This window comes from Nitratifractor sp., assembly GCF_015487065.1.
GTDB lineage: Bacteria > Campylobacterota > Campylobacteria > Campylobacterales > Sulfurovaceae > Nitratifractor.
Window position 1 is genome coordinate 1 of the sequence record NZ_WFQN01000142.1, and the last position, 8,511, is coordinate 8,511.

Below are 8,511 nucleotides of genomic sequence, written 5' to 3' on the forward strand. Positions count from 1 at the left end.
CGCTCGGTCGCCCAGCCCATGTATTTGTCCTCCAGGGGCGGTTTGCCCACAACCGTGGCGGCGAAGATCGGATCTTTTTTCATAGTGATCGTCTCTACCTCCATCACCGGGAAGGGCTCGGGAAGCGTATAATACCCGGTATGATCCCCGAAGGGCCCCTCGATCTCCATCGCCTCGGGGTCCACCGTCCCCTCGATGACGAGATCCACGTCCCGCGGAATGTAGATATCGTTGGTCAGCGACTTGACCAGCTGAGCGTTTTTCCCCCGGATGAAACCGTAGAGCAGCAGCTCGAACATCCCGTGGGGCATGGGGGCCTGTCCGCACCAGATATAGAGTGGATCACCGCCGATACAGACGGTCACGGGCATCTTCTTCCCGGCGTCGCGGTACTGGTCGAAGAAGTGGCTGGCGTCCTTGTGGATCTGCCAGTGCATCCCCAAACGCCGTTTGTCGTACTGCTGGAGGCGATACATCCCCAGATTTTGCATTGTCCCGTCCAGGCTGCGGGTATAGACCTGCCCCATGGTAATGAAGCGCCCGCCGTCTTCGGGCCAGGTCTTGAGGATCGGCAGACGGTCCAGGTCCACCTCCGCTTTGGGGATGACGATCTCCTGGCATTCTCCCCGAAATTTCAGGCGTTTGGGGAAGACATTTTTCAAAGCGAAGAGCCGGGGAAGCATCTTCACCTTCTCTTTGAAGCCTTTGGGCGGCTTGAGCTTCATCAGCTCCTCGATTCCCACCGCCACCTCGTCGGGATGGCGGCCCAGAATCTTCTGCGTCAATTCCCGGTTGGCATAGAGGTTCATCAGCACCGGCATCTCGTACTCGATCCCCTTCGCCCGCCAGACAGGACGGGTAAAGAGCAGCGGGCGGGACTCAGCCCCCTTTTTCACCTCCAGATAGGCGACATGTGGGATCTCCAGCTCCACATCCAGCGCTTCCTCGATGATCCGCAGCCCTCCTTCCTTTTTGAGCCACTCAATCAGGTCCTGCATCACACCCCTTTCGCCGTTTTGAATGCACTATTATACACAGGCCTTTCAATCGAAACTTTTGGATAATCTTTTTCAGTGAGCTCAATCTGATCAAAATATGAGTAGCAGAAATCTCATTATTTGAAATGTCGTTAACTTTTTGTGTTATAATCGTTAATCATTTGTTTAGGAATGCCAATGTCCCAGAAGATTTTTCTCCCTGTCACCCTTCTCGCCCTGCTCGGAACCTGCACGACGCTTCAGGCCGGCAAGATCTTCAAACGCTATCCGGTGAAATCCGGCATGATCTTCTATGACATCAATATCTCCGGTAAATCCGCCAACGGATTCAGCACCCATACCAGTGGGATCGCCCGTCTGGTCTTTGATCAGTGGGGCGCCCGGGAACTCAAAGAGGAAGATGCCACCGAAACCCAACGCGGAGACTTCAACGAGACGCGGGATATCCACTCCCTGACCAAGATGGATCACGGAACGATCTACACCGTCGATTATGACGATCAAACGATCTACAAGACCCGGGACCGCTCCCTCGATCTCTCGATTGCCCAAGGGGAAGATCTTTCCCATGAAAACATCCAGCTCATCAAAGAGATGAAGGGGCACAAGATCGGCAGCGGCAATGTCGCCGGCTTCCCCTGCGAACTCTGGAAAGCCAAAGATCAGAAGATCTGCTTCTACCAAGGCATTCCCCTCTCCATCACCATCGACGCACCGGGCTTTCACAGTGAGCGCAAGGCGGTCCAGGTGGTTCTCAACCATCCCATACCCGACGAACAGTTCAAACTCCCCGATTTCCCCGTCACCGTCGACGAGGAGTATACCTCCAATCCCGCAGCCGAAACCCGAACCGAAGACTATATCGCATCGATCAAGGATCTCCAGGCTAAGATGAAGAGCCTCGGCATCAACCCCGATGAAGAAGATCAAAACCTCAGCCCGGAGCAGGAGAAGAAAGTGATCAATATTCTGGGTGAGCGCTATCTGAAAAAACAGAAGCGACTCCTACCCAAGCTGCTGGTGGCGCTCCAAGGAGCCAAAGAGTGCGTTGCCAAAGCCGCAAACGGCAACGAGGCCAAAAAATGCATCGAACCGGTCAACAAGATCGACGAAGAGCTGGGAGACCGGACCGAGAACTTCGACTATGCCCACTTCAAAGAGAAACGTGACGCGATCCTCGATTCTCTCGAAAAAGAGATCAACTACTTGAAGGTCACCAACGAGTGCGTCCAGCAGCACGACAAGACCACCGACGTGATTCTCTGCACCGAAGGCAACCTGGGCGAAGAGGAGCAATAACGCCTCAGCGCAGGTCCTCGGAGCGGTCGTATTCGATGTTGTAGCGTCGGAGGATCATCGGCTGCATCTTCAGCGCCTCTTTGCGGTCGATGACCACTTCTTCCCCTACTTTGTTTTTCAGGATAATCGTTTCACTCTTGCTGTGGGTGAGTTTGTGATAGAAGTCATCGAAGTCGACGATCTTCTCACCGTTGATCGTCTCGATCGGCCAGAAGGCCCGGCTGTAGTCTCCCCGGCTCAGAGCACTGGGCAGGACCCGCAACAGAAGCACCACCTCCCGGCGATCCTTCTGGACGAAATCCTCCACATAGGGGATCAGATCGATACGACTGCGGGCCACCCGTACCGCCAGATTCCGCGTCAACGGTGCGAAGACATAACCGCCCAGAATCGCATAACGAGGCATTTGGTCGTAACGATAGGTTCCCACCAGCAGCAGATCTTTGGCCTGCTTCAGCAACGGCACCTCCCGTTCCATCTTTTTGCCTTGGCGCAGAATCTGCAGGCGGGCCTTCTCTCCCCGCTGATGCAGCTGGGCAAAATATTCATAATTGGTGAATTCATTCTGCCGAAAGGCCACCGTGGCATCCTCCTGGATCTTGTGGCCGTCGATGGCGGTGATGACATCCCCCGCTTTCAGGATCCCCTCCAAACCTCCAGTGGAAATAATTTTATCCACCAGCACACCCCCCTCGCCCGCGATGAGTCCATAGCGCTTCCGAAGCGCCGGATTTTCCATAGACTGCGTCAGGGCGGCGAAGGCGGGAACACCGTCGAGATGACCGTCTTTGATATCTTTGAGAAAATGCCGCACCATCACCGTCGGGACCAGGTAGCTGATGCTCTGGGCCTTCTGGATCCCCTCCATCACCACCCCGACGATGCGGCCGTCACTGATGGCCGGGCCGCCGCTGTTGCCCGGGTTGACCGCCGCATCGATCTGAATCGCCAGAAAACTCTCGCCGCTGTGAACATATTGCTGATGCTCGATCCGGGAAACCACCCCCGCCGTGACACTCAGCGTATCGCCCCCCATCGGGAAGCCGTAGACCGAAACCTTCTGTTCGATCTGAGGCAGTTTCCCCAGTTTCAAGGGAGTGATCCCTTTGAAGAAACTCGGATCATCCACCTTGAGCAGCGCCAAATCCAGTTGGTGGGAGACCGCTTCCACATGAGCGATATAGCGATGCCGTTCTCCGTAGCGCTGCACTTCGATAAAGGTACGGTTGGCGACCACGTGGGCATTGGTGAGGATCCGATCTCCCTCAATGACCGAACCTGAACCGCTGATCTGCTGGATGGAACTACTCCAGGGGACACTGTAGCTGGGGTTTTTGGTCACGGTGTAGACCTTGACGATGGCAGAACGCAGCTGCTCCTCTCCCAGGCTACCGGCAGAGAGGAGAGAACTCAGGATAAAAAAAAGTATCAGAAAAATACGCATGACAACTCCCTAATCATATGGATAGGGATTTATACCAGAAAAAAGGTAACAGTCCGAGCCCTAGGAAAAAGCCTTGGACTCGAAAGTAGAAGTATGGAGACGGGGGAAAGCTTTCAGCGGATCTTTTTCTCTATCGAAACATCTTTTTCATCTGGGCAAAGAGTCTGGCCGTCAGGCCTTTGGGCGCGGCAAGTTCCGCAATGTAGGCATTGTAGTTGGTCCGTTTCTCCTCCAGAAAACTGTTGAGATACTCCACGGAAGCTCGCATTCCGTGGACCTTCTCCACTTCCAGAATCTTGGCATAAAGCGGTTCGATCACCTCCAGGACCTGGGGAGGGACGGGGCGACGATAGGCGATATATTGGGTAATGTTTCCCATACTGTCTCTCGAACTTTCAAAATCGGTCACCACCCAATAATGATCACCGTTTTTGGCCAGATTTTTGACGACAGCTGTAATATTTTTTCCTTGGGAAATCGTCTGCCAGAGAAGATAGAAAATGGCTTTGGGCATATCCGGATGTCGGATAATGTTATGCGGTTGGCCGATGAGTTCGACTTCGGAATAGCCGGAGACTTCGACAAAATAGTCATTCCCGTAGAGAATCACCCCTTTCATATCGGTTTTACTGACGATGATTTTTTTCTTGTCCAGTTTGATCTCTCTCCCTGTAGGCACAGGACGGGATTCACTCATTACTGTATCCTTCAATGCATAGATTTATATTAAGATCTGTGCATTATATCAAAACTCGATACTCAATGATTACAAAACCTTTCATAATAGGGTTCATCGTCCGGCTTCTGCCGGCATCATGGCAATCAGATCCCCGATCTTTTTCCCGAGTTTTCGAGCCACCACATCACATTTGATTTTGAGCAGAAACATCACCCGCTCATCTGCCCAGGACTCCATACACTCGTAGTTGCCCATCCCTTTGGCCAGAATCAGATCGGCTTCTTCATAGGCCCTGCGTCCTTCATCGGAAGCCCGCTCCAAAAGAAAGCCCGGTGTGTCCACACCGCTATCGACGATCCGGGCCACGTCGCCAATGCCCGCTTCCTTGGCTTCTTTGAACGTTACATCGTTGATAATCGGCCGTCCTCTGACCATGTACCGGATCTCCAGCTCCGGAAGATATTGGCGAAAGGTCTCCATCATCAGCTTGTCGAAGAGGTGCTCACCGACATTGTCTCCGATTACCAGCAGGTTCCGGGCCCACCTGAGCTTCCCCAGAAAGCGCTCTTTGTGATCAATGGAGAAAGGGACTTCAAAAATCGTCCGTATCTCCTCCTCCAGTCCGAAAGCGACCTGGGTGGCATAGTCGATGACATTGCCTGCTACAGCCGCCCGCAGTGCCGCATCCAGGGGCTCTTTCGCCGCGGTGACGGCCTGCCGTGCCCCGGGGATCAGCGAAGCCGCCCGTTGTGTCGAAAGGGCTTTCAACTCGGCATAGGGATCCGCCGCTCCTTTGACGGCCGCCGCTTCGGGATAGAGGATCGCCGCCGCTTCCGGCGGGGTCTGATCCATTCTCAGTCGGGCGATCCGGGCGGCGCTCTCTTCCATAATCTTCGTGGCACAGGCATCGTCACAGTGCATCGCTTTGCTCAATCGTAGCATCTGATTGTAGAGACAGGCCAGACAGTCCGGTTTCATCCACATTGCGATCAACCTTCTTTTTAATGAAAGTTTATCCAAACACGAATGCCTATATTTTGAGCATACAAAAATGCGGTTTTTTATTTAAAAAGCAATCTGATGTCTATATTTCGATCACAGAAAGGAGGTCAAAATCATTTTTACCAATACTTCCTGTCGATAAAATAGACTGTATTCAAATCCTATTCCACCACCCAAAGGAGTTTTCATGGAGATGTCCTATGTCCTCGACACCTTCTTCGCCCTTTTCGCCATGACCCTGATCATTTTCATGGTTCCCGGTTTCGCCATGCTGGAGGCCGGACTGGTGAGGACCAAAAACGTCACGGCAGTCCTCATGACCAACACGATGATCTACTCTGTCGCCTCGATGGTCTTTCTGCTTGTCGGCTATACCGTCGCCTTCGGGAGCTGGGACAACAGCTCCATGAGCAAATGGGCCGCTTTTCTCTTCCAGATGGCTTTCGTAGGGAAAACCGTCAACATCATGAGCGGCGGGGTCAGCGAGCGGACCAAGATCTTCCCCCTCACCCTCTTTACCATCGCGATGGCGGCAATCATCTACCCCCTGGCCGTCAACTTCACCTGGGGAGCCAACCTCCTCAAAGGGACCTTCCTCGATATTTCAAGTATGCACGACCTGGCCGGTTCCACGGTGATCCACTCCACCGGTGCCTGGGCGCTGCTGGCGGCGATTCTGGTTATCGGCCCCCGAAAAGGGCGCTACAAAGACGGCAAAGTGAAAGTCATCCCCGCCTCCAACATCCCGCTGGTCGCCCTGGGGGCCTTTCTGCTCTGGATCGGTTGGTTCGGCTTCAATGGCGGTAGTGTGGGCTCCATCAGTAGCAAAGAGAGTGCCAATACCGTCGCCCTGACGATCCTCAACACCAACACCGCCGGTCTGGCCGGAGCCATCATGGCGATGATCGTTCTCTATATCCGCTACCGCAAACTCGACATCACCATGATCCTCAACGGCGCGCTGGGCGGACTGGTCGCTATCACCGCCGGAGCCGACTTGTTTGACATCTACTCTCCCATTCTCATCGGCGCTGTCGCTTCTCTGCTGGTCATGCTGGCCGTTCCTTTCTTCGACCGGCTGCAGATCGACGATCCCGTCGGCGCCCTTTCGGTTCACCTGGTCAACGGCATCTGGGGGACCCTGGCGGTGGCAATCTTTGCCGACGTCTCCTTCTGGGCCCAGCTCAAAGGGGTCCTGGTGATCGGCATCTTCGCCTTTGTCAGCTCCTATATCGTGATTCGCATCATCAACCTCTTTGCTCCGTTCCGCGCCAGCGACGACGAGCAGCTCGAGGGTCTCGACTATGTAGAGTGCGGCATGGAGGCCTATCCCGAATTCAAGCAGTCCATCTGATGCCGGAAGCCTGCTGAGGCTTTCCGGGCTTTTTGCGTTAAAATACATTCATCAATGAAGGAGAAACAATGAGAAAAATCGAAGCGATCATCAAACCGTTCAAACTCGAAGATGTCAAAGATGCCCTCATCGAGGCCGGGATCGAGGGAATGACCGTCAGCGAGGTCAAGGGCTACGGCCGTCAGCAGGGACACAGCGAGCTCTACCGCGGGGCTGAATACGTGGTCGATTTCATTCCCAAAGTCAAAATCGAAGTGGTCGTCAGCAGCGAAGAGTATATGCAAGCAGCCGTCAAAGCGATTCAGGAAGCCGCCAAAACCGGCAAGATCGGTGACGGAAAGATTTTTGTTTCCCCCATCGAGCACGTCGTCCGCATCCGGACCGGCGAAGAGGACGAAGAGGCGCTCTAACGCTTATTTAGATTGAGTGCTCTGAAAAAGAATCGTCATTCCGGGCTTGACCCGGAATCCAGGGTTTTGAATGCCCATCAATAGTGCGAAACGCGATCCTGAATAGCAAGGCCAGGATCAGGATGACAAAACGTTAGCCGTTTGGATTACTCCGTTAAACCCGAAGCGCTTCCAAAGCGACGAAATCGATACTTTTCCCCCGAACCACCCCGATCTCTCCCTGACAGGCCAATGACGGAAGCGAAATGTATTTCCCGATCTGCCGCCCCTGATGAAAGTGCCCTTCAATGACCAGATCGACCGAATCCGGATAGTGAGAGAGGATCCGCCGAACCTTTGCTTCGAACCCCTGATAACTGCGACAGATCTTCTTGGTGCCGAGCCGTTTCATCTCGCGATCGAGCAGCGGTTTTTCCCAGGGTTTGAGCAGGCAAAGCAGCGGAGAGTCCCTCAGAACGTAGGTGAAGATCTCATACCCAATCCCGGCATCGTACCGATCCCCGTGACTCAGGCCCACACTGCGCCCATCCCATTGCATCGTTATCGGCTGCATTTTTCTGAAGTAGACATTGATATTTGGAAATATATTTTTTAGTCTGAAGTCGTGATTCCCCTCGAAGTAGTGGATCTCTATCCGTTCCGAGAGCTTCTGCAGCAATGCAATCGCCTCTGCTGAAAAACTCCGAATATACTCCCCGCAGTCAAAAAGCAGATCGAAGATATCCCCCATCAGAAAAAGCTGCGATGCGGTAATCTCCCCACGATCCATCCGTTTCAGAAGGTCGAGAAAGGCGTCGCCGTGGTGGGGGTAGTGGGCATCGGCGACGAAGAGGGCACCTTCTTTGATGGATTGAGAATTGAGAATTGAGAATTGAGAATCGGCTCCATTTTTCATCATTCTCCATTCTCCATTCTCAATCCTCCATTCCGGTGATCGCTTACGGCACGTAAGCAATCACCGGCAGCCCTGTTCCCTCGTCCAGGCCCATCATCAGGTTGGCCGCGGCGAGGGCTTGGCTGGCGGCGCCGCGCAGCAGGTTGTCGATGGCGGAGCTGACGAAGAGTGCCCGGCCGTTGCGCTGGGCGTAGATATCGCAGAAGTGGGTCCCGGCGACGCTTTTGATATCCACCGGCTTGTCGCGCAGGCGGATGAAGCGCTCAATATCGTAGGCCCGTTCCAGCACCTCCCGCGGGTCGATCTCCTCTTTGAGGGTGGCGTAGACGCTCACCAGTTCTCCCCGGGTGGCGGGGATGAGATGGGGGACGAAGTTGACCTGAATCTCCACACCGTGGACCTTGGCGATCTTTTCGGCGATCTCGGGGGC

General features: G+C 54.1%; 9 protein-coding genes. 3 read left to right on the plus strand and 6 right to left on the minus strand.

The window, feature by feature from the left end; translation table 11 throughout:
- Positions 1-998 (minus strand): UbiD family decarboxylase (locus F8I07_RS07970; protein WP_292658076.1); only part of this gene is annotated, 998 nt, incomplete at its 3' end.
- A 177-nt stretch (positions 999-1,175) separates the two neighbouring features.
- Between F8I07_RS07970 and F8I07_RS07975 the strand changes: the two genes are divergently transcribed.
- A complete protein-coding gene (locus F8I07_RS07975; protein WP_292658080.1) occupies positions 1,176-2,297 on the plus strand; it encodes a hypothetical protein in 1,122 nt (373 codons plus the stop codon).
- Between the two features lie 4 nt (positions 2,298-2,301).
- Here the strand turns inward: F8I07_RS07975 and F8I07_RS07980 are convergent, their stop codons facing one another.
- From F8I07_RS07980 to F8I07_RS07990, 3 genes are all read right to left on the minus strand, one after another.
- Complete coding sequence (locus F8I07_RS07980; protein WP_292658083.1) at positions 2,302-3,741, minus strand: S1C family serine protease; 1,440 nt, start codon at positions 3,739-3,741, stop codon at positions 2,302-2,304.
- Between the two features lie 130 nt (positions 3,742-3,871).
- Positions 3,872-4,438: a PAS domain-containing protein gene (locus F8I07_RS07985; RefSeq protein ID WP_292658086.1), complete on the minus strand. Its 567-nt coding sequence runs from the start codon at positions 4,436-4,438 to the stop codon at positions 3,872-3,874.
- Positions 4,439-4,531: 93 nt separating this feature from the next.
- Positions 4,532-5,398 (minus strand): DUF89 domain-containing protein, encoded by an 867-nt coding sequence (locus tag F8I07_RS07990; protein WP_292658088.1) that lies wholly within the window; start codon positions 5,396-5,398, stop codon positions 4,532-4,534.
- A 211-nt stretch (positions 5,399-5,609) separates the two neighbouring features.
- On the opposite strand from F8I07_RS07990, the gene F8I07_RS07995 reads away from it, so the two are divergent.
- A complete protein-coding gene (locus F8I07_RS07995) occupies positions 5,610-6,776 on the plus strand; it encodes an ammonium transporter (protein ID WP_292658091.1) in 1,167 nt (388 codons plus the stop codon).
- 68 nt (positions 6,777-6,844) lie between these two features.
- On the plus strand, positions 6,845-7,186 hold the full coding sequence (locus tag F8I07_RS08000; protein ID WP_292658094.1) for a P-II family nitrogen regulator: 342 nt from the start codon (positions 6,845-6,847) through the stop codon (positions 7,184-7,186).
- Positions 7,187-7,340: 154 nt separating this feature from the next.
- Here F8I07_RS08000 and F8I07_RS08005 read toward each other — a convergent pair whose 3' ends face one another.
- Both F8I07_RS08005 and F8I07_RS08010 read right to left on the minus strand, forming a co-directional pair.
- On the minus strand, positions 7,341-8,084 hold the full coding sequence (locus tag F8I07_RS08005; RefSeq protein ID WP_292658097.1) for a metallophosphoesterase: 744 nt from the start codon (positions 8,082-8,084) through the stop codon (positions 7,341-7,343).
- A gap of 40 nt (positions 8,085-8,124) precedes the next feature.
- The coding region (locus tag F8I07_RS08010; RefSeq protein ID WP_292658099.1) for an Asd/ArgC dimerization domain-containing protein at positions 8,125-8,511 on the minus strand (387 nt) is incomplete at its 5' end.

Excerpts from the sequence above, each read along its gene's own strand:
- F8I07_RS07975 (WP_292658080.1), top strand. The coding sequence starts at position 1,176 with ATGTCCCAGAAGATTTTTCTCCCTGTCACCCTTCTCGCCCTGCTCGGA.
- F8I07_RS07980 (WP_292658083.1), bottom strand. The coding sequence starts at position 3,741 with ATGCGTATTTTTCTGATACTTTTTTTTATCCTGAGTTCTCTCCTCTCT.
- F8I07_RS07985 (WP_292658086.1), bottom strand. The coding sequence starts at position 4,438 with ATGAGTGAATCCCGTCCTGTGCCTACAGGGAGAGAGATCAAACTGGAC.
- F8I07_RS07990 (WP_292658088.1), bottom strand. The coding sequence starts at position 5,398 with ATGAAACCGGACTGTCTGGCCTGTCTCTACAATCAGATGCTACGATTG.
- F8I07_RS07995 (WP_292658091.1), top strand. The coding sequence starts at position 5,610 with ATGGAGATGTCCTATGTCCTCGACACCTTCTTCGCCCTTTTCGCCATG.
- F8I07_RS08000 (WP_292658094.1), top strand. The coding sequence starts at position 6,845 with ATGAGAAAAATCGAAGCGATCATCAAACCGTTCAAACTCGAAGATGTC.
- F8I07_RS08005 (WP_292658097.1), bottom strand. The coding sequence starts at position 8,084 with ATGATGAAAAATGGAGCCGATTCTCAATTCTCAATTCTCAATTCTCAA.